Source organism: Paenibacillus sp. VCA1, assembly GCF_031583795.1.
GTDB lineage: Bacteria > Bacillota > Bacilli > Paenibacillales > Paenibacillaceae > Paenibacillus_AQ > Paenibacillus_AQ albilobatus.
In genome coordinates, this window is sequence record NZ_JAVLSX010000002.1 from 64,806 (window position 1) to 89,169 (window position 24,364).

The window sequence follows — 24,364 nt, forward strand, 5'->3', positions numbered from 1 at the left end:
GGTCTCCACCTTTCTGTCATGGAATGGCTGCCGGATTTCGGATTTCTCCTATTCCTGCAGCGCCAAAATCAAATTCGTCAAATTATTGCGCATGAGCGAAAAATAATCGTCCCCATGCTTCAGCTGATCTTCAGTCAGCCCTTCGACCGGGTTCAGCACCAACACTTCCGCCCCCGTTTCCGAAGCGAGCGTTTTGGCAAGCCGGTCCGACACGAGCTCTTCAAAAAAGATATAATGGATTCCTTTTTCCTTCACGAGATTCGCCAGCTCCAGCAAATCCCTGGAACGCGGCTCGGCGTCGGGAGACAGGCCCATGATGGCATGCTGCGTCAATCCGTAATCCCGGGCCAAATAACCAAAAGCCTCGTGGGATACGACGATTTCCTTCCGCGGCATCTTGTCCAGCTTCCCGGTAAACTCGCGGTCCAGCTCTTCCAGTCGTTTTTTCAGATTCAGGTAACGTTCGTTATAAGCATCCTTATGGGCCGGATCGACTTCGATGTAATTGTTTTTCATATTTTCCGCCATGATCATCGCGGATTTCGGGCTGACCCACGTGTGCGGGTCGACATGATGCTGATGCCGCAGCCCTTCGCCTTCATGATGTTCATGCTCGTCCTCCCCGTCGGCTTCGATCAGCTTGATGCCTTGGCTGACCTCGTAAGCCTTCACCTTGCTGCTGCGATTCAGGCCCTTCAAAAATTGCGGGACCCATCCCTCCAGCCCGGCGCCGTTATAAAAAAACAGCTGCGCTTTGGACGTATTGACGATATCCTGGCTGCGCGGCGTCCAATCATGCGGTTCGACGCCCGCCGGCAGCAAATTGATGACGTTGGCGTCATCGCCGCCGATCGCTTTCGCAAATTCGTATATCGGGTAAAAGGTCGTCACTACGTTGACCTTGCCTTCGACGATTTTTCCTTGGCTCTGCGGACCGCAGCCTGCCGCCAGCATGACGATCAGCAGGGTCATCAAAGCAGCCGCAACGGTTTTGAGCCTCCATGTTCTTTTCACCTTTTTTAAACCTGCCTTAATCGTAATTTTTACTAACAAATTATAGAATGGGCTTTGAAAATTTGTCAACACCCTGACGGCTGCTATCTTTCAAATAAAAAGACGGATTCCCTTCAAACTTCGAAGGTATCCGTCTTAGTATTCCAACATTTTCCGATGTTCAGACCGATTGGGTCGTTTACTTGACGACTGCGCCGTTTGGCATGCTGTCCGGCACGGTAGCCAGCGTCAGCTGGTCGCCTTGGGAGGCCGCAAGGATCATCCCTTGGGACAGCTCTCCGCGCAGCTTGACCGGCTTCAGGTTCGTCACGCAGATCACTTTGCGTCCCACCAGCTCTTCAGGTGTGTAAAACTTCGCGATGCCGGACACGACCTGGCGCTGCTCAAACCCGAGATCGAGCTGCAGCTTCAGCAGCTTGTCGGCTTTTTTTACCGGCTCGCACGCGATGACCTGCGCCACGCGCAGCTCGACCTTCGCGAAATCTTCGATGCCGATTTCTTCCTTCAGTTCCGGCGCTTCCGCTTCTTCTTTGGCGGCAGGAGCGCCGCCGGTCATCGCTTCCTTGATGTAAGCAACCTCCTGCTCGACTTCAAGGCGCGGGAAAATCGGGTTGCCTTTGACGAGTTTCGTTCCGGCAGGAATGAGGCCAAACGTTTTGCCGCTGTCCCAAGCTGTCAGTTCGCCTTCGCTAATCCCCAGCTGCTCCCAGATTTTGCGCGGAGCCTGAGTCAGGAACGGTTGCAGCAGGATCGACGCGATCCGCAGGCTTTCCACCAGATGGGTCATGACGGACGCCAGCTCTTCGCGTTTGCTTTCGTCTTTTGCCAGCGCCCATGGCTGGGTTTCGTCGATGTATTTGTTGCTGCGGCTGATAAACTGGCTGATCGCCGTCAAAGCGACGGAAAATTCCATGTTTTCCATGGCGTCTTCCACTTTCTGATACACCGCTTTTGCAGCTTCTTCAAGTTCGCCGTCGAACGCGGTGACGCCGGACTTGTATTCCGGCACGACGCCGTCAAAGTATTTGTCCACCATCGCGACGGTGCGGTTCAGCAGGTTGCCGAGGTCATTCGCCAAATCCGAATTGACGCGTTCCACGAAACTTTCCGGCGTAAACGTTCCGTCGGCGCCAAACGGCACCTCGCGAAGCAGGTAATAACGAAGCGTGTCGAGGCCGTAACGGTCGATCAGCGTCACCGGATCCACGACGTTGCCTTTGGATTTCGACATTTTGCCGTCCTTCATCAAAAGCCAGCCGTGCGCAAACACCTTTTTCGGGAGCGGCAGGTCCAGCGCCATCAAAATGATCGGCCAATAAATCGTATGGAAACGTACGATCTCTTTGCTCATTAGATGAACGTCGGCCGGCCAATATTTGTCGAACAGCGACGTGTCTTCCGAGCCGTAGCCAAGCGCGGTGATATAGTTCAGGAGCGCGTCGATCCACACGTAAACGACATGTTTCGGATCGCTTTTGACTTTGACGCCCCATTCGTACGTCGTCCGGGAAACGGCCAAATCTTCAAGCCCCGGCTTGATGAAATTGTTGATCATTTCGTTTTTGCGTGATACCGGCTGGATGAAATCCGGATGCTCTTCATAATATTGAAGCAGACGGTCCACGTATTTGCTCATGCGGAAGAAATAACTTTCCTCTTTGACGCGTTCCACCGGCCGTCCGCAGTCCGGACATTTGCCGTCCACGAGCTGCCGTTCCAGAAAGAAGGACTCGTCCGGCGTGCAGTACCAGCCTTCGTATTCGCCTTTGTAAATGTCGCCTTGCGCAAGCAGGCGCTCAAAAACTTCCTGCACGACTTTCGTGTGCCGGGGTTCGGTCGTCCGGATGAAATCGTCATTGGAAATGTCGAGCTTTTTCCACAGCTCCTTGATGCCCGCCACGATGTCGTCGACGAACTGCTGCGGCGTTTTGCCCGCTTCGGCCGCTTTGCGCTCGATTTTTTGGCCGTGCTCGTCGGTTCCCGTCAAATAGCGCACGTCATAGCCGCGAAGCTTTTTGTAACGCACCATGGCGTCGCCCGCCACCGTGGTGTAAGCATGGCCGATATGCAGCTTGTCGCTCGGGTAATAGATCGGCGTCGTCAAATAAAACGTCTTTTTTTCAGACATAGGTTGTCATCCTCCACATATTGATAGTTCTTGGATCAGGATTTCGCAAAATCCTCGTAAAAACAAAAAAATCCCGCCCCGCTATGGGACGAGAGTTCTCTCACGTGTTACCACCCAATTTCCCCGCTTCCTTCCGGAAAACGGGCTCCATCGGTTCCCGGCAGCCGCCGGTGACCGTCCATTAACGCTGGAACACGCCGCATCCTTACGCAGCGGATCATTGATCCGCTTCGCTCGAAAGCAGTTCCTCCGGGACCATCTTCGGAAAATCGCCTAGACCGGTTCGCAGCTGCCCCGGCTCTCTGAGCTAAGCGGACATTTTCTTACTCATCCGTTCGTCGGAAATGCCATATATTCCTTAATATACTGAACCCGGTTACCGAAAGTCAAGCGAGGCGGCTGCCTTTATTCCCCGATTGGCCGCCTTTCTCCTTGCGCGGAGGAACCGGATCGAGGCCTCCCGGGTGAAACGGCTGGCATTTGGCGATCCGTTTGGCGGCCAGCCACGAGCCTTTTAACGCCCCATGCACTTCAATGGCTTCCAAAGCGTACGCGGAGCATGTCGGATAGAACCGGCAGGTCGGCGGCTTCAGCGGCGAAATGAATTTGCGGTAAAACCGGATCGGTCCTTGAACCGCTTTGCGGGATATGCCCATCTTCATCGCCCCCCGGCGGGTTTGGAGGCCGCAGGGTTCGCCTCGTCCGGCATGGCGTGCCGGCAGTCCTTACAATATCCGAACACTTCGAATTTATGCGTCACGACCTGAAATTGCTCGGGGGCATCGGTAAATTGCACCGGACAGAAATGGATCGGATACGTTTTTTGACACTGCAGGCAGATCATATGGTGATGATGGTGCTCTTCGCTGCAGCTGGCCTTGAACTTGATGCCGTCTTCGAACACAACCTGCTCCAGCACGCCGAGCTCCTGCATGACCCTCAGATTCCGGTATACCGTATCAAAGCTTAAGCCGCTGTATTTTTTGCACATATACTCATAGACATCCTTGGCAGACAAATACCCCGAATGTTCGCCAAACAATCCGGCGAGCGTCTTCCGCTGGTCGGTAATGCGCAGTCCCTGTTCCGACATGGCGTGAATGATCTGATCCGTCGAAAGCATAACGCTCATCCTCCCGTTGACATCAACGCAAAAAATGCATTGGTTCGCACTTTCGCTGCTTCTCAAAAATCAATCGAATGTGCAGTATGTTAATACCTTTAATAATGCCTCAAAACGGTATGACAGTCAATCGAAGCGCCCGGATGCTGTGGAGGAAACCGCGCTCTAATGCGGCAAAAGGTGGCGCCGGCAGAAAAAAAGCCATCCCGTGCAAGTTTTTGCTCCTGCAACCGGGACAGCCTCTTTGATCGTATAAAATTCGTATAAAATGACGTGACTTTTTATTATTTAACGAAATAGGTTTTCAGCTGATCCAGCATCAGGTTTGCGGCAAGCACCCCGCCCGCCGTATTCCAGATGACGTCGTCGACCTTGTGGGCGTTGCCTTTTTTCACAACGTCGAGATTTTTCCACAGCTTGTCGTTTGTCCATTCCTTCTCCATTTCATTCCCTTTGCCGTTGCCGGTGTCATACGTGAAATAGAACATGATGTCTCCGTCCATTTCCGGAATGCGTTCTTTGCCTACATCGTCAAAAAATCCGTCGTTATCCTGGGATTTCGTGCGCGCAAAACCAAGCTCGCTCAAAATAAGGCCGGAAAACGTATCTTTATAATACATACGGGCTTTGCCCGCCATAAAACGGACCATGGACACTTTCATGTTCAGCTTGTCGCCCAGTTCGGCTTTCAAATCGGCTACGTGTTTGTCGTAAGCGGCAAGGACTTCGTCGCCTTTCGACTGCTGATTGACGGCGTTAGCCCACAGCTTGAAGTTGTCTTTCCACTCGCCGCGCAGCGTCTCGGAGAAGACGGTTGGAGCGATGGCGGATAATTGGTCGTATATTTTTTCCTGACGCATTTTCGTGCCCAAAATCAAATCCGGTTTCAGCGCGGCAATCGCTTCAACGTTCGGCTGGCTTTCTTCGCCGAGGTTTTCGACGCCCTGCATTTGATCCTTGATGTGAGGATACCATGGATCTCCCGTCCAGGATTTGACGGCGCCGACAGGTTTAACGCCAAGAGCAAGAAGGGCTTCGGTGCCTTCGTTGGTCAGTACGACGACGCGCTGCGGGTGAGCGGGCACTTCGACTTTCCCCATAATTGTATCGATCGTGCGGTTCGCATCGCCGGCGCTTTGCTCCGCCTCTTTATTTCCGGTTTCACTCGTGTTTGCGGTATTTCCGCTGTTGCTGCCGCATGCGGACAATACGAGCACGGCCGCCAGCAGCATAAGTATGATTCCGTTCCATTTTTTCATCAATCTATGTCTCCCCTTCGATTACTCTGATAATGATTATCAGTATCGAATCTATCCTATCGAAGACGCTTCACCTTGTCAACAAAAGAGAATAAAACAGTCGGCGGGTTCGCGGCAATTGCCGCTTGCGGCATGCCTTAATTGAGAATGATATTCATTGACAACTTTCTCCCGTCCCCTTACACTTTTATATGTTGTTTATTTTGACTGATAGGAATGAGGGATACGCCTTGCAGACGGTCTGGCTGCAAAAAACTACATATAAATGGGTTGGCCTGATCGCCGGGATCGTCATTCTTCTGCTTTGCGTCGCGGCGAGCATTCTGTTCGGAGTGCACAGCACGGGCTGGCGGCAGGTGCTGGAGGCGTTCACTTCTTATAACGGTAGTACCGAGCATATCATCGTCCGCGAAGTCCGGGTGCCGAGAGCATTGATTGCGGCGTTTGTCGGCGGAAGCCTCGGCATTTGCGGGGTGCTGCTGCAATCCTTGACCAAAAATCCGCTGGCCGATTCCGGCATATTCGGCATTAATGCGGGAGCTTCATTATTTGTGGTCGCTTCCTTCGTTTTATTTGGAGTAAGCTCGCTTGCTTCGTTTACATGGATCGCTTTTTTGGGTGCAGGCGTCAGCTGCCTGTTCGTTTTTGTTCTCGGATCTGCCGGCAGACAGGGGCTTACCCCGCTCAAAATTACGCTCGCCGGCGCCGCCATCACCGCGTTTTGCAGCTCCATGACCAACGGCATGCTTATCATTAGCGGACGCGCGATGGAAGAGGTGTTGTTCTGGATGTCCGGATCGGTGGAGGGCAGAAGCCTGGACATTTTGCTGAGCCTGCTGCCTTACATGCTGGCGGCATGGATCGTCGCCATGTTGATCAGCTCTTCCGTCAACACGCTTATGTTAGGCGACGACGTCGCCAAAAGCCTGGGGCAGCGAACCGCGCTGCTGAAGCTTACGATGGGGGCGCTGATCGTCGTCCTGGCGGGGAGCTCCGTCGCCGTGGCCGGCCCGATCGGATTTCTCGGGCTTGTCATCCCGCATATCGCGCGAACGATCGTCGGCAGAGACATCCGCTGGCTGGTTCCTTACAGCGCGGCGATGGGGGGCATATTGCTTCTGCTCGCCGACATCGCGGCCCGATTCATCGCCATGCCGCGGGAAATTCCGATCGGCGTCATGACCGCCATCATCGGCGTTCCGTTCTTTGTTCAAGCTGCCAGAAAGGGGCTGTTAAAAAAATGAGCCGTTCCGCCAAATCCAGAGAGCCGATCGCCATCCGGATGAAAGGCAATCGGGTTTCCTTTCTGACCAGCAGAAAGCAGATTTTCGTTTTGGCCGGGTTGGCCGTTCTTTTGCTGCTTGCCCTCGTCGCAAGCATCGGTTTTGGCACGAAATACGTGAATCCGTGGGCCGTCGTGCAGGCCATATTCGGACAAGGCGATGCGCTGGACGTCGTCGTCGTTCAAAAGCTGCGCTTGCCGCGGGTGCTGGTCGGCGCCATGGTCGGCGCATGTTTGGCCATGTCGGGCGCGATTACGCAGGGACTGATCCGCAACCCGCTTGCTTCCCCCGATGTGATGGGGGTTACCAGCGGCGCTTCGCTTGCGGCAACGGCGATCATTACGCTGATTCCTTCGGCCAGCGTCTTTTGGCTGCCGCCGGCCGCTTTTGCCGGCGCCGCGCTCACGACTTTGCTGATCTATTTCCTGTCTTGGAAAAAAGGCGTCAATCCGCTGATGCTCGTCCTTGTCGGCGTCGGCATCGGCGCCGTCGCTTCGTCGCTGTCGACCATGCTTTTGGTGACCGGGCCGACCGACGTCGCGCAGAAAGCCTTCAACTGGTTGCTGGGCAGCGTATACGGCAGCTCGTGGAAACACGTCAACATGCTTCTGCCGTGGTTTATTGCGCTCGGATTTTTAAGCCTGGCGTTTTCGCGCCGCATCAACATGCTTCAGCTTGGCGACGACCTCGCGGCCGGAGCGGGAAGCAGCGTCGAAAAAGACCGGACGATGCTTATTTTCATTGCGGTAGGATTGGCGGGGGCAGGCATATCCGTCGGCGGGGCGATCGGTTTTGTTGCGCTGCTGGCGCCCCATATCGCCCGGAAGCTGATCGGCTCCTCTTATGGCTCACTGCTTCCGGCAAGCGCCTTATGCGGCGCCCTGATCGTTGTTCTCGCCGATCTGCTCGCCCGGAACGTTGTTCCCCCGCTTGATATTCCCGTCGGGGTGTTCACTTCGGCGGTGGGAGCCCCATTTTTCATTTATTTGTTGTGGCGAAGCAGAAGCTCTTAAGATAAAGCGACTTCCGAATTCAACGATCTGACTACAAGCTTGTTTAAAAAGCGAACTCTTTAAAACGAACGAAAGCCTTCCCGTTTCATTAAGCCGGGAAGGCTTTTTTGTGTGGTCCGCAAAGAAAGGAACCATGCGCTTTTATCTCTTTTCAGCGGTTTTCATGTTTATATCCATTATTGAGCCATTCGAACATGTCCGGGGAAATTGCCCTTCTTTTTTCTTCGCCGCGGCTGATGACGATTTCGTTTTCCGCCGGCGTACAGGTTTTGATTCCGCTGCCGTCCGGATACGTAACCGAAACGCAATCATACGCCGGCTCGACCCTCATCCTTTGATGGCTTTCGGTCGTGAGCTCGGCAGCCATCGGATAACCGTGACGCCCATAATCCGTCTGGCCCGGGGTTGGTTTGGCCGCTTCAAGCCATTCCGCCATTTTGGCGATGATCGGATCGCCCTTCGTCCATGTCGTTCCCCGCATATCGTCCCCGGGTTTTCCGCCCACCAGCTTCACGGATACGATCTCTTCTCCCCGGATCGTTTGGTTCCATGGACCCGGTTCGTCGGCACGCACGGCAGCAGCCGTTAACAAAAAGGGGATGGCCAACACGCCCGACATGACAATCAACCGTTTCATATATATTCCCCCCGCTCGTCTCATTGATAGCCACACCCTTTTAAACGATCCTGCTTAGGTTACGGGTTACATGATCCTTTTATTGCAAAAACTGCCTCTATATCATCGGATATAAAGGCAGTTTTCTATTCAATCTGAAATGATCGGATTTAGCGCGAATGAACCCATCTTTACGCCTTAAGGCGTTTTGACTTCAGGCAGCGGTGTAAACAGCAGGTTGATCGGCAGGTTGCTGCCCGGCGCGGCGGTGTACCAAATTTCCACGTTTTCCTCGCCGTTGCCCGTGCGGTACAACACGCTTGCTTCATGCGGCGCATTGACGGACACGTTTTTGGCAACCTGAACCGGTTGGCCGTTGACCATCACGACGCCCGTGTACAAGCCGCCGCGCGGATTCAATGTAATCAAGGTATGCGGAGCGACGCGGCTCACCGTAATTTTATACAATACGCCGAAGTTGCCCGCGTTGGAAGTTTCCGTTCCGTAAATGCCGTCCAAACCTGTCAGGTTCGGATCCTGGCTGTTGTCGCCAAGAACGAGGCGCGACGGCGTGTCGCCGACGAGATCGTCATAGCGGATCAAACGCGTGGAATCCGGATACGTTCCGCGATTATGAACGTCCCGCTCCAGGTTCGTCAAATACGGCAAGGTTTGCAGCGGATCTTTGCTTTCGTCGATCATGATGAAGCTGTATTGGATCGGAAGATCGCTGAACGCGTCGGCAAGCGCGGAAATCGTATCCCCCTGCTTCATTTTGATTTTGCTTATATCGGTCATGATGACTTTGCTTTCACCCGGAGCCAGGTTAATGACCTGACGGGCGGTTTGGTTCTGCATCGATTGGAAATAACGTTCCGTCGACACTTTGCCGGTCAACGTCGGATACAGGTTCGGTCCGCCCATGCCAAAGTCCTGAATCGTAAGCTGTGCAGGTGTACCCGCGTTCGTGTTCGTCGCAATGACGTACAGTTTCATGTTTTTTCCGGTCGAATTGACGTGGTGCACCATGAAGCGCGTGTTGCCAAGCCCGGTCTCGCGGTACAAAAGCCCTTCCTGATACACGGTTTCCGGGCTGTTGCTGCGGATCAGCGTGGACGGCTCGGAAGAAATCTGGTATTGCAGGTTTTTCCACGATGGAACTTGGGAACCGTCAAACGCAAATTTATCGCCTACATCCGTAAACAGCTTGTTGAACTGATCTTCGGTGTACAACGTCTCGTTTGTGATATTGATCGTTTTTTGGAATTCGCTGGTCGCACCGTGTTTGTCGGTTACGGTCAGACGGATGGTCACCGGACCCGGCGTAAAAAACGCCTTGCGGTCGTTCAGCCATTCACGGCTGACGATCGCGTTCTCGTCATCGGTGCTCAGATCGGTGATCGTCACCTTTTCGCCCATTTTGTACTCGTCTTTATCGGTCGTAAATTTCGCTACAGGCGGTTCATTAGGCTTCACCACGTTTACGGTGACGGTGTACGGATCGCTCCATTGTCCGCTGGAATCCTGGACATAATGCGTAATCGTGTGAGGGCCTGCCTCCTGGAACACGTCTTCTTTGCCTTCCCAGCGTTCATCCACGATTTCCAGGCCGTTCGAAACCTTCGTTTGCGTGGTGTACGTCACCGTCGTTTCGCCGGCAATAATTTCCGAAGGCGAAACGGTAAACGCAGCCACCGGTTTGGTCGAAAGCGTCAGAATGACTCTTTTGTTGGCCTGATCAACCGTATAAGGAATGTTCAGCGCTTGGGTGATCGAAGTAAGCGGCACCATGAACACGTTGTTTTGCTGATAAGCCGGGCCTTTCATTTTCGTAGAGACGCCGTCGACGCGGTACACGTTGCTGTTCGTTTTAAAACGAAGCTCCTTGCCGTCTTTCATAATGATCGTTTCTTTGGTTTTATTATCATATGTAAGCTTGAGTCCCGCACGTTCGACCATCGCCCGAATAGCTACGTAGGAAACGCCGTTTTTGACCGCCATAGGCTGGCCTGCAAGATAAAGCTTTCCGTTTTGGTACATTTTGTTGCTGTTCATCATCAGGATCAACTGATCGGAACCGGCTTGAAGCGGATCTGTGGAGGTTACCGAAGTTCCTGCGGATTTTCCGTCTTTGCCCGGATCGGAAGCGCCGTTTTGCCCGCTTGTTTGGCCGGTCGGATTTACGTCTCCCGATGGATCCTGCGCATTTTTGCTGCCGTCTTGCGACGCCTGGTCCGTTTGGGAATCCCCGGATTGAACATCTCCCGTTTTGCCGGAGTCATTCTGGTTTACGTTCCCGTTGTTACCGTCTGTCGTTCCGGTGTTCGTTGTTCCGGTATTCGTCGTTCCTGCATTTGTTGTTCCTGTATTTGTCGTGCCCGGGTTCGTTGTTCCCGTTACTGCTTGGTCTTTCCCTAAAGCATTGTTTGATGGTTCCCCGTTTTTGGAATTATCTGCAATTCCTGCTGCGTTAGCGGCGCCGTCCTGCTTCGCGTTTGATGCAGCGTCCGTATTCGCGGTGATGTTTTGAATCGTTTCCGTTGTTCCTGTGACCGCACCTTCCGCACCCGCAGCCGGAACGACCAATGCGGTCTGGGCTGCAGCTAACACAGCGATCATTGTCAGTTTCTTGAAATTCATGTACAGACTCCTTTACACTCCCATTTTTCTATCTCGCCCTCAAACAGACATAGTATTAGACGCAGTATCCGATAAAAAGTTGCTTACCGTTTTCAAGCAAAATAAGAAAAAAGTCGATCGGTGGAATTTTTGGGCATGACCGGCTGTTTTATACGGAATTTTCCCACGGTTTTAGCAAGCTTTTTCTCCCCGGAAAATCTGGATGTTCAGAAAAAAAAGCGGAGGATTCCCGCCGAAAAGGGATCTCCCGCTTTCAAACCTTGCGACGATTCAATTCAGTGCATGGTTAGACGGCGCCCAGGACGCTCAGGCTAACAGGCAGCTTGCCTTCGGCTTTGTTTTTCCCTGCCAGCACGGCCGCCAACGCTTCCATGAAATAAGGCGTATTTTCGTAGCAGCACAGATAAGCCGGAATGGATGGAATTTCGTTCAAATCGTACGGATTCCGGGTAGAAGCCGCCACCAGCTTGTCATGCTTTTGCTCCATCAGCCGCTCGGCCAGCACGCGCTGTCCTTCGGGCAGCGTGCTTCCCGCCGTATAAGTGACCAGGACGACCTGACTGAAGCCTGCGGCAACGGAGATCACCCGTTCGATTGCATCCTCGTCCGGTTCGGCGCTGACCACGATTTCCTGAACCTGCTCCAAATGGCCGGCCAGCGCGTCCCCAAGGGTGACAAATTCCGTCCACGGCTCGTCGACCTGCGTTTCGGAACGCAATTCAGGCCAGATGACCAACACGGGCGCTTCGGGTTGAAGCGGCAGCTGCCCCTGATCCTTGACGAGCGTCACGCTCTTCAGGGAAACCTCCTTTAGCAGGCGATCCACCTCGGGTTTCTCATGCCTTTCGCGGAATACCGGCGGCTCGTCCGGAGTTTTCAGATTCGCCAGCCGTTTGGATTTCAGCGCCAAAATGCGGGCAACGGCGTTGTCGATCGTCTTTTCGCTGATTCTTCCCGACAAAACGGCTTGTTTAACCGCTTCGAACGCTTCGATCTGATCGCTGAGCGTATGGCTGACCAGGACGACGTCCGCGCCGGCTTCCACCGCTTTGACCGCTCCTTCCCCGATGCCGAAAAACTTGGCGATCGCGTGCATTTCAAGGCAATCGGTCACGATGATGCCGTCGTAGGCCAAATCCTCGCGGAGCAGCCCGGTCAGCACCGATCTCGACAAGGTGGCGGGGATCCGTTCCGGCTCGATGGCCGGGAAAATGACGTGGGCGGTCATGATGACGTCAACGCCGCCGCGGATCGCCTCGATGAACGGCTTCAGCTCAACCTGCTGCAAGCGGTCCAGGTTATGCTCGACGGTAGCCAAACCCATATGGCTGTCCACGTTCGTATCGCCATGCCCCGGAAAATGTTTTGCGGCTGCGGACAGCCCCTTCTCCTGGAACGCCTTGATGACCGCCGCCCCATGTTCCGCGACCCGGTCGGCGTCTTCCCCGAACGACCGGACCCCGATCACCGGGTTATGCGGGTTGTTGTTGACGTCAAGGCATGGCGCGAAGTTCATGTTGATGCCGACCTGAAGCAGCTCCTCGGCGCTGATCTTCGACACCTCATAGCTGTATGCCGGATTGCCGGTAGCGCCCAGGGACATATTGCCCGGAATCCGGCTCATTTTTTTATGGTCGATCCGCGCCACCATGCCGCCTTCCTGATCGATGGCGATCCACAGCGGCAAATCCCCTTGATCCGCAGCCAGCTTTTGCAGCGAAGCCGAAAGTCCGGCAACTTGTTCGGGGTCGCCGATATTGCGGCGGAAATAAATGACGCCTCCCAGATGGTATTCCTGAATCAGTTTCTTGATCTGGTCGTCCGGCACCAATGAATGAAATCCGCAAATGAACATTTGGCCGATTTTTTGCTCCAGTGTCATGTTCGAAAGATCCATTTTTCTATGCACTTCCTTATCAACTTAAAAATAGGGCTTACTTTTCCAACATTTCTATCATAACGGAAATCAGCTTACAGGGATACTTCTCGCTTGATCGCGGAATTCCGACGGGGTCATGCCGGTATGCCGCTGAAACACCTTCGTAAAATACCGCCGCTCGTGGTAACCGATGCCGACGCCGATTTGCGTGATGCTTTTATCGCTGTGGAGCAGCAAATATTTCGCGGCCTCGATGCGCTTCCCGGTGACGTATTCCACGAAGGTCATCCCCAGATGGTTTTTGAACAAAAGGCTGAAATAACTGCAGCTGATTCCCAGATGCCCGGCAAGCTCCTCGATGCCCAAATCCGTATCCAGCCTGCTCGCGATATAAGCAACGGCCTCCGCCATAAGCTGCTGCGGATTTTTTCTGGCGGTCTGCTGCCCTTCCGCCTCCCCGATGCGGGACACCGTTTGCCGAAAAGGATCCTTCAGCCGCTGATGGACGATTTGTTCCCCGACCGCGCGGATCGTGTTTTCGAGTTCCTTATAGTGGATCGGCTTGCAAATGTAATCGCGCACCTTGTATTTGATGCCCGCCCTGGCGTATTCAAACTCCTGGTAGCCTGTCAGCAAAATGATTTCCGCGTTCGAACCCCGTTCCCGAAGCTCCCCGATCAATGTCAGGCCGTCCATGACCGGCATGCGGATGTCGCACAAAATAATGTCCGGGTTATGAATGTCGAACAGCTCCAAGGCTTCCTTGCCGCTCCGCGCGGCCAGCACCTGCATGTTCATGTCCTTCCACGGAATGATGCGTTTTAAATTGTTGAGGATCGGAGCCTCGTCATCGACAAGCATTACGTTAAGGATCATTTTTATCCCTCCATTCGGCATCAGGCAAAACACATTGAATGATCGTCCCCGTCAAAAGCGAAGAACAAATAAACAATCCGTAGTACTCCCCGTAATGGATCCGGATCCGGTCGGCCACGCTCCGCACGCCCAGCCCCCTCCGTTCCTCATTTATATGTCTGTCTTCCACTTTGTTGCGGCCGGATTCCTCTTCCTTGTCCGTCTTCATGTAGACGAATTTGCGAAGCTGCTCCGGACTCATGCCGATTCCGTTGTCCTGCACCTGCAAAATGAAGCGGCCCCGGTCCGTCCAGCACGACACATGGATATGCCCCTTGTAACCGATCCCTTCAAAGCCATGTTGGATACAGTTTTCGACGAGCGGCTGAAGGGTCAGCTTCAGCACGCTGCGCCGGCCGAGCTCCGGCGGGATGTCCAGCTCGTAATCGAACAGGTCGTCGAACCGGAACTTCTGGATCTCCAAATAGCTGCGCAAATGCTCGATTTCCTGGTCAAGCGGAATTTCCTCCTTGCCCTGGATGCTGATCCGCAAAATATTGCCGAGCCTGTGCACCATCTCGCTCACTTTGACGCCTTCGTTCTGGATCGCCAGCACGTTGATCGACTCGAGCGTGTTAAACAGGAAATGCGGCTTGATCTGGGCCTGAAGCACGCGCAGCTCGGCTTCGGTTTTCTGCTTCTGCTCGGTTTTGATCTGCTTGAACAGACTGTTGATCTGGCCGACCAGGTCGTTGAAGCCTTTGGCTAAAATATGCAGCTCGTCCTTGCCCCGGTCCTCCACCTGCACGTTAAAATCGCCGCCCTCCACCTTCCGCATGAAACGGACGATAACGCCGATGGAGCCGGTAATCCTTCTCATGAACACCATGTTGAACGTGATGGCCGCCAGCAGGCACAGCAGGGTGATCCCGATAAACCATTGGGCAAAAACGAGCGTTTCCTTGGACAGCGACGCCCAGGAGGTAACCGCGACCACGTTCCAGGAGTAATCCTCCATATGGTAAATCGAAACGATGCTTTTTTCGTTGTCGAAATCGGTTTTGAAGCTCTGGTACCCGGATCCGAAATGCACCGCCTTTTTCATGACGGAGGAAATCCGTTTGCCTTCCAGCGTTTGGTTCGGGTCGTACAAAATCAGGCCGTCGTCGTTGACGAGCATAAACTGGGTGGACTGCATGTTTTGCGTCGGGGACAAATTGCGGAAAATCGATTCGATATCCCAGTTTTTGATCTGCACGACGAGGATGCCGATGTTTTTGAAATAGCTCAGCTCCTTGACCAGCCGGATTTGCGTGAATACCGGTTCGGTGCCCGTGAGCTCGGGATATTCATGCGGGGCGATCCATTTCGGCACGCCGTTCAGATCGATGACTTCCTGGTACAGAGGCTGTTTTTTGAAATCCTCGAAAGGCATGGTCTTAAAGTTTTCTTTGGTGAACACCGATACGACCGCGCCGCGCAGATTGTACAGAAAAGCGTAACTGATCGCCGGATGGTTATACAGCAAATTGCGAAAATTCCGCTGGCTGTTGTTCAGGCTGAGCTGCTCTTCGTTCAAATCCTGCTTGGAAGGGTCCTTGGCGGAAAGCGCCATATGGAAAACGGAGGTGGCGATGCCGTTATCCGTCACGTTGTCCATCTGCCTCAACACGGTCCCGATGCTGTAGCTGATCGATTTCAGCGAATATTCGGTCTGGCGGCTGTATTTTTCTTCGATCGAATGCGACGACACGATATACGTGACGACGCCCAAAATGCATACGGGCACGATGATGAGCACGACAAATGCCGTAAACAACTTGTTGCGCAAATTCATGGGCACTCTTCCATTCTCGACATTTTGCAAAATCCGTTATTAAGCGCATGGTCCTGCATGCAAAAACGCCTTGGCTTGCAAGCCGTCCGCACAGCTCGTTATCTCCGGCAGCCTTCGCTGCTATTTGGCGGAGTCGGCCGCCCTATTGGCTTCGTCCTGCACTTTTTGCAGCGCCTCGGCCATTTTTTCCGGCGTCGTTTGGCCGCTGATCAGCTTCTGGATTTGAACGTTGCTGATCTCCGACGTCACGTCCGCCTGAACAAGGGCGTCGAAGGCCGGAAACTTCGTATCCGCCTTCTCGATCACGTCGACGATCTCCTTCATGAGGCCGTCGTTAATGCTCGAAGCGAGTACCGAGGCATCCAGCTTCATCGCCGGCAGCACGCCGTCTTCGACCAGTCCGCGGATCTGCATATCCTCGTTGAACATGTTTTTAATGAAGGATTTGACCGCCGCGATTTTGCGGGGATCCTTGGCGACCGCGGCCGAAAAGCCGTAGCCGTTATTGAAATTCAGCATCAGCGAGGTCTGGTCCCCGACGCCCCCCTCGACCGGCGGCATGTTAAAAAATCCTACTTTGCCGAACATGGAAGCCCCCGATTCCCCCTGCTTGAACACGGATGATTTCCACGTGCCGTCGTACATCAGGATGGCTTTGCCGCTCGTAAACTGGGCCGTATATTCCGGATATTCCAACCCGAGCTCGCCTTCGGTAAAGTAGCCTTTGTCTTTCCATTCCTTATGCTTGGCGAAAGCCTTGACGACGTTCGGGTCGGTCCATGCGGCTTCGCCGGTGGCAAACTTGGCGGTAATGTCCGGGCCGGCGTAACGCGACCATAAATGGTTGGTGATCATGAGCGGAATCCAGCCGGCTTTCGAGGCCGCGGCAATCGGGACCTTGCCGTCGGCCTTGATTTCAGCCAGCATGTTCTCGAACTCCGCAAACGTCGCCGGCGGTTTCCAGCCTTTTTTCTCGAAATACTCCTTGTTGTAATAAAACCCTTCGCCCGAGCCGCCGATCGGCAGCCCGTACACTTTCCCCTCGTATGTAAATGCATCTAATGAAGAAAATTTGTCCTTGATGCCCAGTTCCTCGATGATCGGCGTCAAATCCAGCAGCTTCCCCTGCTTGGCGTACATGACGGAATCCGGGCTGCCGAACAGGTCGAAAATATCGGGAGGATTGCCTGCCGCCATCTCGCCGCGAAGTTTTTCTTTGCGGTTTACGTCGGAATCGACGCCGTCCAGTCTGAACGTCAGCCCGTTTACCTCGGCCTCCACCTTTTTGACTACATCGTTCAGGATGGCAAACCGTTTCTCTTTATCTTTGCCGACCTGGGTGTGACGGAGCGTCAAATCGAAGGGTTCGGCCTTTTTCTCAGCGGCTTTGGCCCCTTTTGCATTGGATGCGTTTTCATGGTTGGGCGCGCTTTGGTTCTCACAGGCTGTCAACCATAATGAAGCAGCGAAGCACAGCGATATCAAAAGAATGAAGCTTCTCTTGACCTTCATCGTTGATCCCCCTTAAATCTCACATTCTCATTATAAGAATGAGTATACATCAACGTTAGTGCAACAATCTGCTATTTTGGGGATAAAAATCTCTACTATTTCGGAAATTTGCAAAAACGGCAGCCTCCCAAGGTTCCGCAGACAAACCAAGAGCCCTTTTCTTATGCAGAAAAGAGCTCTTCAGGCGATTCGCTTATGCGGATTCGGTTTGTTTACGCCCGGCTTCTATCAAACGGTACGCGCGCTGCACCTCTTCTTCGGCAGGGCTCGGAACGCCTTCCAAAGGGTAGGTTTTGCCAAGCGCCTCCCATTTGTAGACGCCCATCTGGTGGTAGGGAAGAATTTCGAATTTTTCGACGCCCCGGAGCGTCCCGATGAACCGGCCGAGGTCGATCAGGTGTTCCTCGCGGTCATGGATGCCCGGCACGTACACATGCCGGATCCACATTTTGCGCCCATGCTCCGACAGCCATTTCGCCGTCTGCAGCGTCCGTTCGTTGGATTTCCCCGTCAGCTTGATATGCTCGGCGTCGTCGATGTGCTTGATGTCCAGCAGCACCAAGTCCGTCGCGTCCAGCAGCCGATGAATCCGCTCCGCTTCGTTAAAGCCGTTGCTGTCGAGCGCCGTGTGCAGGTTCCAGCGTCTTTTCGCCTCCTCGAACAGCTCCGCCACAAAATGCGACTGCAGCGTAGGCTCGCCGCCCGAAACGGTAAGGCCGCCCCCGGATGCCCGGTAATACGGCAAATAAGGTTCGATTTCGGCCAGCACTTCCTCGACCGTCATCTCTTTGCCGCCGTCCAGCGCCCAGGTATCCGGGTTATGGCAGTACTGGCATTTCAGCAGGCAGCCCTGCATGAAAAGGACAAAGCGGATGCCCGGCCCGTCGACGGTTCCGAAGGTTTCCATGGAGTGTACATGCCCTTTGATCATATGAAGTCATCCTTTCCGCATCCGCTTGATGTCCGGTTCGGCACGGGAGAGCCCGTGCCCCGGTTTACATGGAGCCGTGGAACGTACGGTTAATGACGTCGAGCTGCTGCTCGCGCGTCAGCTTCACGAAGTTGACGGCGTAACCCGATACGCGAATCGTCAGCTGCGGGTAGTTCTCCGGATGCTCCATCGCGTCCATGAGCTGCTCGCGGTCGAATACGTTGACGTTCAGATGATGCGCTTTGCTGCCGAAGTATCCGTCCAGCATCGATACCAGGTTCGACTTGCGGACCTCGGGCTCTTTGCCGAGCGCTTTCGGCACGATCGAAAACGTATTGGAGATGCCGTCGAGGCTGTCCTCATACGGGAGTTTGGCTACCGAGCTGAGGGAAGCGAGCGCCCCTTTCTTGTCGCGTCCGTGCATCGGATTGGCGCCCGGCGCAAACGGCTCGCCCGCCTTGCGTCCGTCCGGCGTCGTGCCCGTTTTTTTGCCGTACACGACGTTCGAGGTGATCGTCAGGACCGATTGGGTCGGCAGCGCGTTCCGGTACGCTTTATGCTTGCGGATCATGCCCATGAACGTTTCCACCAGCCAAACGGCGATGCCGTCCACCCGATCGTCGTTGTTGCCGTAGCATGGATATTCGCCTTCGATCTCGAAATCGACGGCAATGCCCCGTTCATTGCGGACCGGTCTCACTTTGGCGTGTTTGATCGCGCTCAGCGAATCGGCCGCTACGGACAGCCCGGCGATGCCGCAGGCCATCGTGCGAAGGATGTCGCGGTCATGCAGCGCCATCTCGATGCGTTCGTAGCAGTATTTGTCATGCATGTAATGGATGACGTTCAGCGAGTTCATGTACAGCTTCGCCAGCCATTCCATCATCGGCTTCAGCCGTTTGACCACTTCGTCATACGACAGCACCTCGGACGTAATCGCCGGATATTCGGGTCCGACCTGCGCGCCGGATTTTTCGTCGATGCCGCCGTTAATGGCGTACAGCAAACATTTTGCCAGGTTTGCGCGGGCTCCGAAAAACTGCATTTGCTTGCCGATCCGCATCGCGGACACGCAGCAGGCGATCCCGTAGTCGTCGCCGTAAATCGGGCGCATCAAATCATCGTTTTCGTATTGGATCGAGCTCGTCTCGATCGATACCTTCGCGCAATATTTCTTGAATGCCTCCGGAAGTTTTTCCGACCACAACACCGTCAGGTTCGGTTCCGGCGCCGGTCCCAAATTGTACAACGTATGCAGGAAGCGGAAGCTGTTTTTCGTCACCCGGGTTTGCCCGTTTACCGACATCCCGCCGATCGACTCCGTCACCCAGGTCGGATCGCCGCTGAACAGCTCGTTGTAGTCCGGCGTCCGCAGAAACTTGACGATCCGAAGCTTCATGACAAAATGGTCGACAAGCTCCTGCGCCTCTGTTTCCGTCAGCGTGCCTTCTGCCAGATCGCGTTCGATGTAGATGTCGAGGAACGAGGAAACGCGTCCCAGCGACATCGCGGCGCCGTTTTGCTCTTTGATGGCCGCCAAATAACCGAAATATAGCCATTGGAAAGCTTCCTTGGCGTTTTGCGCCGGCTTGGAGATGTCGTAGCCGTGCATTCCGGCCATTTGCTTCAGTTCGCCGAGCGCGCGGATTTGCTCGGACAATTCCTCGCGCAGGCGAATGACGTCCTCCTCCATGGCATCGACTTCAAGCTCGAGCAGCTCCCGTTTTTTCTGCTGGATGAGGAAATCGACGCCGTACAAGGCGACGCGGCGGTAGTCGCCGATAATCCGGCCGCGGCCGTAAGCATCGGGCAGGCCGGTAATGATTCCCGCTTTGCGCGCCGCGCGCATCTCCGTCGTGTAAGCGTCAAAGACGCCCTGGTTATGCGTTTTGCGGATATTCGTAAAGATGTCGATCAATTCTTGGGGAAGCTCGAAGCCGTAAGCCTCGCATGCATCGACCATCATGCGGATGCCGCCGAACGGCTGGATGGACCGCTTGAACGGGGCGTCGGTTTGGACGCCGACGATCTGTTCCTTTTCTTTGTCCAAATATCCCGGCCCATGGGACAAAATCGTCGAAGGCGTATGAACGTCCACATCCAGCACGCCGCCGTTTTCCCTTTCCTTTTGGGTCAAATCGGATACGATTTTCCACAGCTCCGTCGTATTCTGCGTCGGCCCGGCCAAAAAATCTTCGTCTCCCAGGTAGGGGATGATATTACGCTCGATAAAGTCGTTGACGTTGACTTTGTTCATCCAATTTCCTTTTTTGAACCCGCGCCAGCCCGGCTGCATGGTTTGTACGTCTTGTTCCAGAACAGACATTGGAATCCCTCCGTTTTTCAGGATATGATCCGCCGCATCGATGCGTTTTGCTATTTGTGATTTCATTCACTTATATGGCGTGATCTTGCTAATTTTTGCTTTATGCTGCTGCTTATCATTGGCTTTTGCTGCGTTCTTGCTTGTGATCTTTCATCGATGCGGCGTTTTCCTTTACAAGTCCAGTTTAAGAAACTTCCGCCAAAACGGCTGTGACATATATCACATTGTCGCAGCCGTCATGTACCGAATGCCTACTCCTCGAACCGACCGTAAAACGCGTTCCGGTAAATGTCCGCCAGCTCCGATACGAGCGGCAGCTTCGGATTCGCCGTCGTGCATTGATCCTCGAAAGCGCGGTCCGCCAAGTAATCGACTTTTGCTTCGAATTCTTTGGCGTCAAATCCGAGCTCCTGGAACGATTCCTCAATGCCAAGCGCCTTGTTCAATTTCCGTATGGCCAGAATCAGGCTGTTTACGCCTTCCTCCGTCGTGCGGGCAGGCAATCCCAAAATGCGCGCGATTTCCGCATACCGCTCGTCGGCGACGAAATGCGAATATTTCGGGAACGAAGCGAACTTGCTTGGCTTTTTCGCGTTGTAACGGATCACGTGCGGCATCAGGATCGCGTTGGTCCGGCCGTGCGCCGTATGGTATTCGCCGCCCCATTTATGCGCAAGGCTGTGGTTGATGCCAAGGAACGCATTGGCAAAGGCCATTCCGGCCAGCGTCGAAGCATTATGCATCTTTTCGCGGGCAATTTTGTCCCCGGTCAGCGCCGACTTCTCCAAGTATTGGAACACGAGCTGGATCGCTTTGATCGCCAGTCCGTCCGTATAATCGCTGGCCATGACCGATACATAGGCCTCGATCGCATGCGTGAGCACGTCCATCCCCGTATCGGCCACCGCCCGTTTCGGCAGCGTGTAGACAAACTCCGGATCGACGATCGCGACGTCCGGCGTCAATTCATAATCCGCAAGCGGGTATTTCGTATTGCCTTGGTTTTTGTCCGTTATGACGGCAAACGAGGTGACTTCCGAGCCCGTGCCCGAGGTCGTCGGAATGGCAACGAATTTGGCCTTTTTCCCGAGGCGCGGATATTTGTAGATCCGTTTGCGGATGTCCATAAACTTCTGCTTCAGGTTCGAAAAGTCCGTATCCGGATATTCGTAGAACAGCCACATCGCTTTGGCCGCATCCATCGGCGAGCCCCCGCCAAGCGCAATGATGCAGTCCGGCTGGAACCGTCTCATCATGTCGGTGCCCCTGTCCACCGTGGTCGTCGAAGGGTCGGGCTCCACTTCCGAAAACACTTCGATGACGACCGGATTTTGGCGCTGGCGCAGGAAATATTCGACCCTTTCGACATACCCCAGCTTCACCATCATTTCGTCGGTCACGATCGCGATCCGGCTGATGTCCGGCATTTTGGCCAAATATTGCGTCGCTCCTTTTTCAAAATAAATCTTGTCGGGTACTTTGAACCATTGCATATTCACGGTACGGCGCGCCACCCTTTTGATGTTGATGAGATTGACCGCGGTTACGTTCGAAGACGTCGAATTCCGGCCGTACGAACCGCAGCCCAGCGTCAATGAAGGCAGGTTCGTGTTGTAAATGTCCCCGATCGCCCCGTGGGTCGACGGCGAATTGACGATGATCCGCCCGGTCTGCAGCCGGTCCGCGAACGCCGATATCACTTCCTCGTTATGCGAGTGAATGACCGACGAGTGTCCCATGCCGCCGAACGCGACGACCTCCGCCGAACGCTGGATGCCTTCGGCCGCGTTTTTTACTTTATAACAGGCCAGCACCGGACTGAGCTTTTCCGCGGACAGCGGATACTTCGGACCGACGCCTTCGATTTCGGCCACCAAAATTTTGGTTCCCACCGGCACGCTGAAACCGCATATTTCCGCGATCTTCACCGCGGATTGGCCGACGATGGCCGGGTTGACCGCGCATTTTTCCAGGTTGATGGCGCCTGCCGTCAGCTTGGCGGTTTCTTCCTTATTGACGAAGTAGCAGCCGTTCGCCGTCATTTTCTTTTTGACCGCCTCGAAGATCGGCTCCTCGATGATGACCGCCTGCTCCGAAGCGCAAATCATCCCGTTGTCGAACGATTTGGACAAAATGAGGTCGGTCACCGCCTGATCGATGTCCGCCGATTTTTCGATGAAGCAAGGCACGTTGCCCGGACCGACGCCAAGAGCAGGTTTTCCGCAGCTGTAAGCGGCGCGCACCATGCCCGATCCTCCCGTCGCCAAAATGAGCGCCACGTCGGGATGGTTCATCAGCGCATTCGTTTTTTCCATGTTCGGCTCTTCGATCCACTGGATGCAATCGGCTGGAGCCCCGTGCTTCACCGCCGCCTCCAGCATGATTTTGGCCGCCTCGCGGCTGCACTGCTGCGCCGATGGATGGAAGCCGAAAATGATCGGGTTGCGGGTTTTGATCGAAATCAACGCTTTGAACATCGTCGTGGACGTCGGGTTGGTCACCGGGGTGATCCCCATGATGATGCCGACGGGTTCGGCGATTTTTTGGTAGCTTTCGTACGGATTGTCTTCGATGACGCCTACCGTTTTTTCATATTTGATGCTGTGATAGATGTATTCGGTGGAAAACATGTTTTTGGTGATTTTGTCTTCATATACGCCTCTGCCGGTCTCGTCGACGGCCATCCTGGCCAGCCGCATATGCTGATCAAGCCCGGCCAGGGCCATCGCCTGAACGATCCCGTCCACTTGCTCCTGCGTCATGTCCATGAACTTCCTTTGCGCCTCGTTCGCTTTGTCGATCAAGTTCTGGATGTACGCTTCCGGCGACTGCTGTTTTTGTTCTGCAGCGGGTTCTTTTTTTACAGCCATGTCTCTCATCCTTCCAGTTTATTTTGAAATCCTATCTCTGGCCTGATCATAACAAAACCGGAACCGTCCGGAGATGATCTTTCTCACACGAAAGTGAAAATAATCACAAATTCGGAATTTCGACACTTTTTCGGTCTTCAAAGTCCCCAAAAACCATTTTTTTCAGGTTATAATTTACTTAAAATTTATTTTAAAAATTAAAGAGATAGAGGGGATAACGAGTATGAGCAACCAACTGAACGTAATCGAAACCCGCGGGAATACAAGCTGCTTCTCCGAACAAAACCTGGAGCGCCTGATGGCTATCATGCAAGACCGGACCGCGCCCGAAGGATCCCATTTGTTTTGGGAAGGCGACAGCTCCGACAAGTTGTTTTACGTTAAAAGCGGGCGCATCCAGCTGACCAAATCCACCGATGAGGGCAAAGAGCTGATTTTGTACATGTACCAAGCGGGAGACATCGTTGGCCATGCCGATCCCTTTTTCAGCCATAAGCAAAGTTATACCGCCGAAGTGATGGAAGAAAGCGTCGTCGGCGTCATCGACCATAAAGACCTCGAAGTGCTGATCTGCCAGCACTGCGATTTCGCGATCGATTTCATGAAATGGATGGGCGTCCATCACCGGCTGACCCAGACCAAGTTCCGCGACCTGATGTTGTACGGCAAGCCGGGTGCCCTCTGCTCGACGCTGATCCGGCTTAGCAATACGTACGGCGAGGAACACGGAGATGACATTTTGATCAACAAAAAAATTACCCACACGGATTTGTCCAACATGATCGGCTCGACGCGCGAAAGCGTAAACCGGCTGCTCGGCGATCTCCGCAAAAAAGGCGCCATCGAATACGAAAACGGCCTTATCGTCATTAAAAACCTTGAAATGCTGCAGGACGTTTGCCATTGCGAGATGTGTCCGAAAGAGATTTGCCGTATTTAAGCCGTTAAGCCGCCGGCCAGCATCGCCGATGTTCCCGTCGCCATAAAGCCAAAAAAACCTCCAGGACCGCATTTCGGCCAACGGAGGTTTTTTAGCATGCATTAAGACCTATACCCCTGACAAATTTTGTAATCCACC

The 24,364-nt window shown here is 54.0% G+C and carries 17 protein-coding genes; 3 read left to right on the forward strand and 14 right to left on the reverse strand.

Translation table 11 applies throughout. The features are described 5' to 3' along the window. Positions 1-48: 48 nt before the first annotated feature. The 5 genes from RJP21_RS03785 to RJP21_RS03805 form a co-directional block, all read right to left on the reverse strand. Positions 49-972, reverse strand: a complete 924-nt coding sequence (locus tag RJP21_RS03785; RefSeq protein ID WP_310858601.1) for a metal ABC transporter substrate-binding protein — start codon at positions 970-972, stop codon at positions 49-51. 220 nt (positions 973-1,192) lie between these two features. Beyond that, positions 1,193-3,142: a methionine--tRNA ligase gene (gene metG / locus RJP21_RS03790; RefSeq protein ID WP_310858174.1), complete on the reverse strand. Its 1,950-nt coding sequence runs from the start codon at positions 3,140-3,142 to the stop codon at positions 1,193-1,195. A 386-nt stretch (positions 3,143-3,528) separates the two neighbouring features. After that, positions 3,529-3,798 carry a membrane protein insertion efficiency factor YidD gene (yidD, locus tag RJP21_RS03795; RefSeq protein ID WP_160041024.1) on the reverse strand — a complete coding sequence of 90 codons (270 nt, stop codon included), beginning with the start codon at positions 3,796-3,798 and terminating at the stop codon, positions 3,529-3,531. Between the two features lie 2 nt (positions 3,799-3,800). Next, positions 3,801-4,265: a Fur family transcriptional regulator gene (locus RJP21_RS03800; protein ID WP_310858175.1), complete on the reverse strand. Its 465-nt coding sequence runs from the start codon at positions 4,263-4,265 to the stop codon at positions 3,801-3,803. A 284-nt stretch (positions 4,266-4,549) separates the two neighbouring features. After that, the gene (locus RJP21_RS03805; RefSeq protein WP_160041020.1) at positions 4,550-5,524 is read right to left on the reverse strand and encodes an ABC transporter substrate-binding protein; all 975 of its coding nucleotides are present in this window, start codon (positions 5,522-5,524) and stop codon (positions 4,550-4,552) included. 191 nt (positions 5,525-5,715) lie between these two features. On the opposite strand from RJP21_RS03805, the gene RJP21_RS03810 reads away from it, so the two are divergent. Together RJP21_RS03810 and RJP21_RS03815 are read left to right on the forward strand one after the other, a co-directional pair. After that, a complete protein-coding gene (locus RJP21_RS03810) occupies positions 5,716-6,768 on the forward strand; it encodes a FecCD family ABC transporter permease (RefSeq protein WP_397386169.1) in 1,053 nt (350 codons plus the stop codon). Beyond that, positions 6,765-7,820, forward strand: coding sequence for a FecCD family ABC transporter permease (locus RJP21_RS03815; RefSeq protein WP_310858177.1), 1,056 nt, complete (start codon positions 6,765-6,767; stop codon positions 7,818-7,820). The genes RJP21_RS03810 and RJP21_RS03815 overlap by 4 nt, the downstream gene beginning before the upstream one ends. Before the next feature lie 151 nt (positions 7,821-7,971). Here the strand turns inward: RJP21_RS03815 and RJP21_RS03820 are convergent, their stop codons facing one another. The 9 genes from RJP21_RS03820 to adhE all read right to left on the reverse strand — a co-directional run bounded on the left by RJP21_RS03820 (position 7,972) and on the right by adhE (position 23,286). Further along, positions 7,972-8,457 (reverse strand): hypothetical protein, encoded by a 486-nt coding sequence (locus RJP21_RS03820; RefSeq protein ID WP_310858178.1) that lies wholly within the window; start codon positions 8,455-8,457, stop codon positions 7,972-7,974. Positions 8,458-8,634: 177 nt separating this feature from the next. After that, positions 8,635-11,076: a copper amine oxidase N-terminal domain-containing protein gene (locus tag RJP21_RS03825; RefSeq protein ID WP_310858179.1), complete on the reverse strand. Its 2,442-nt coding sequence runs from the start codon at positions 11,074-11,076 to the stop codon at positions 8,635-8,637. Positions 11,077-11,362: 286 nt separating this feature from the next. Next, on the reverse strand, positions 11,363-12,973 hold the full coding sequence (locus tag RJP21_RS03830) for a glycoside hydrolase family 3 protein (protein ID WP_310858180.1): 1,611 nt from the start codon (positions 12,971-12,973) through the stop codon (positions 11,363-11,365). A gap of 69 nt (positions 12,974-13,042) precedes the next feature. Continuing rightward, entirely contained in the window at positions 13,043-13,831 is a 789-nt protein-coding gene (locus RJP21_RS03835) for a response regulator transcription factor (RefSeq protein ID WP_310858181.1), read from the reverse strand. Beyond that, the gene (locus RJP21_RS03840) at positions 13,821-15,647 is read right to left on the reverse strand and encodes a cache domain-containing sensor histidine kinase (RefSeq protein ID WP_310858182.1); all 1,827 of its coding nucleotides are present in this window, start codon (positions 15,645-15,647) and stop codon (positions 13,821-13,823) included. Before RJP21_RS03840 ends, RJP21_RS03835 begins: the two co-directional genes overlap by 11 nt. A 120-nt stretch (positions 15,648-15,767) precedes the next feature. Further along, positions 15,768-17,159, reverse strand: a complete 1,392-nt coding sequence (locus RJP21_RS03845) for an extracellular solute-binding protein (RefSeq protein WP_310858183.1) — start codon at positions 17,157-17,159, stop codon at positions 15,768-15,770. A 193-nt stretch (positions 17,160-17,352) separates the two neighbouring features. Continuing rightward, positions 17,353-18,090: a pyruvate formate-lyase-activating protein gene (gene pflA / locus RJP21_RS03850; protein ID WP_310858184.1), complete on the reverse strand. Its 738-nt coding sequence runs from the start codon at positions 18,088-18,090 to the stop codon at positions 17,353-17,355. A gap of 64 nt (positions 18,091-18,154) precedes the next feature. Next, the gene (gene pflB / locus RJP21_RS03855; protein ID WP_310858185.1) at positions 18,155-20,416 is read right to left on the reverse strand and encodes a formate C-acetyltransferase; all 2,262 of its coding nucleotides are present in this window, start codon (positions 20,414-20,416) and stop codon (positions 18,155-18,157) included. 251 nt (positions 20,417-20,667) lie between these two features. After that, positions 20,668-23,286: a bifunctional acetaldehyde-CoA/alcohol dehydrogenase gene (adhE, locus tag RJP21_RS03860; protein ID WP_310858186.1), complete on the reverse strand. Its 2,619-nt coding sequence runs from the start codon at positions 23,284-23,286 to the stop codon at positions 20,668-20,670. Positions 23,287-23,509: 223 nt separating this feature from the next. Here adhE and RJP21_RS03865 point away from each other — a divergent pair, with 223 nt between their 5' ends. Next, complete coding sequence (locus RJP21_RS03865) at positions 23,510-24,226, forward strand: Crp/Fnr family transcriptional regulator (protein ID WP_160041000.1); 717 nt, start codon at positions 23,510-23,512, stop codon at positions 24,224-24,226. Positions 24,227-24,364 lie beyond the last annotated feature (138 nt).

Coding starts and splice junctions, on each gene's coding strand:
- RJP21_RS03785 (WP_310858601.1), bottom strand. CDS start 972: ATGACCCTGCTGATCGTCATGCTGGCGGCAGGCTGCGGTCCGCAGAGC.
- metG (WP_310858174.1), bottom strand. CDS start 3,142: ATGTCTGAAAAAAAGACGTTTTATTTGACGACGCCGATCTATTACCCG.
- yidD (WP_160041024.1), bottom strand. CDS start 3,798: ATGGGCATATCCCGCAAAGCGGTTCAAGGACCGATCCGGTTTTACCGC.
- RJP21_RS03800 (WP_310858175.1), bottom strand. CDS start 4,265: ATGCTTTCGACGGATCAGATCATTCACGCCATGTCGGAACAGGGACTG.
- RJP21_RS03805 (WP_160041020.1), bottom strand. CDS start 5,524: ATGAAAAAATGGAACGGAATCATACTTATGCTGCTGGCGGCCGTGCTC.
- RJP21_RS03810 (WP_397386169.1), top strand. CDS start 5,716: ATGTTGTTTATTTTGACTGATAGGAATGAGGGATACGCCTTGCAGACG.
- RJP21_RS03815 (WP_310858177.1), top strand. CDS start 6,765: ATGAGCCGTTCCGCCAAATCCAGAGAGCCGATCGCCATCCGGATGAAA.
- RJP21_RS03820 (WP_310858178.1), bottom strand. CDS start 8,457: ATGAAACGGTTGATTGTCATGTCGGGCGTGTTGGCCATCCCCTTTTTG.
- RJP21_RS03825 (WP_310858179.1), bottom strand. CDS start 11,076: ATGAATTTCAAGAAACTGACAATGATCGCTGTGTTAGCTGCAGCCCAG.
- RJP21_RS03830 (WP_310858180.1), bottom strand. CDS start 12,973: ATGGATCTTTCGAACATGACACTGGAGCAAAAAATCGGCCAAATGTTC.
- RJP21_RS03835 (WP_310858181.1), bottom strand. CDS start 13,831: ATGATCCTTAACGTAATGCTTGTCGATGACGAGGCTCCGATCCTCAAC.
- RJP21_RS03840 (WP_310858182.1), bottom strand. CDS start 15,647: ATGAATTTGCGCAACAAGTTGTTTACGGCATTTGTCGTGCTCATCATC.
- RJP21_RS03845 (WP_310858183.1), bottom strand. CDS start 17,159: ATGAAGGTCAAGAGAAGCTTCATTCTTTTGATATCGCTGTGCTTCGCT.
- pflA (WP_310858184.1), bottom strand. CDS start 18,090: ATGATCAAAGGGCATGTACACTCCATGGAAACCTTCGGAACCGTCGAC.
- pflB (WP_310858185.1), bottom strand. CDS start 20,416: ATGTCTGTTCTGGAACAAGACGTACAAACCATGCAGCCGGGCTGGCGC.
- adhE (WP_310858186.1), bottom strand. CDS start 23,286: ATGGCTGTAAAAAAAGAACCCGCTGCAGAACAAAAACAGCAGTCGCCG.
- RJP21_RS03865 (WP_160041000.1), top strand. CDS start 23,510: ATGAGCAACCAACTGAACGTAATCGAAACCCGCGGGAATACAAGCTGC.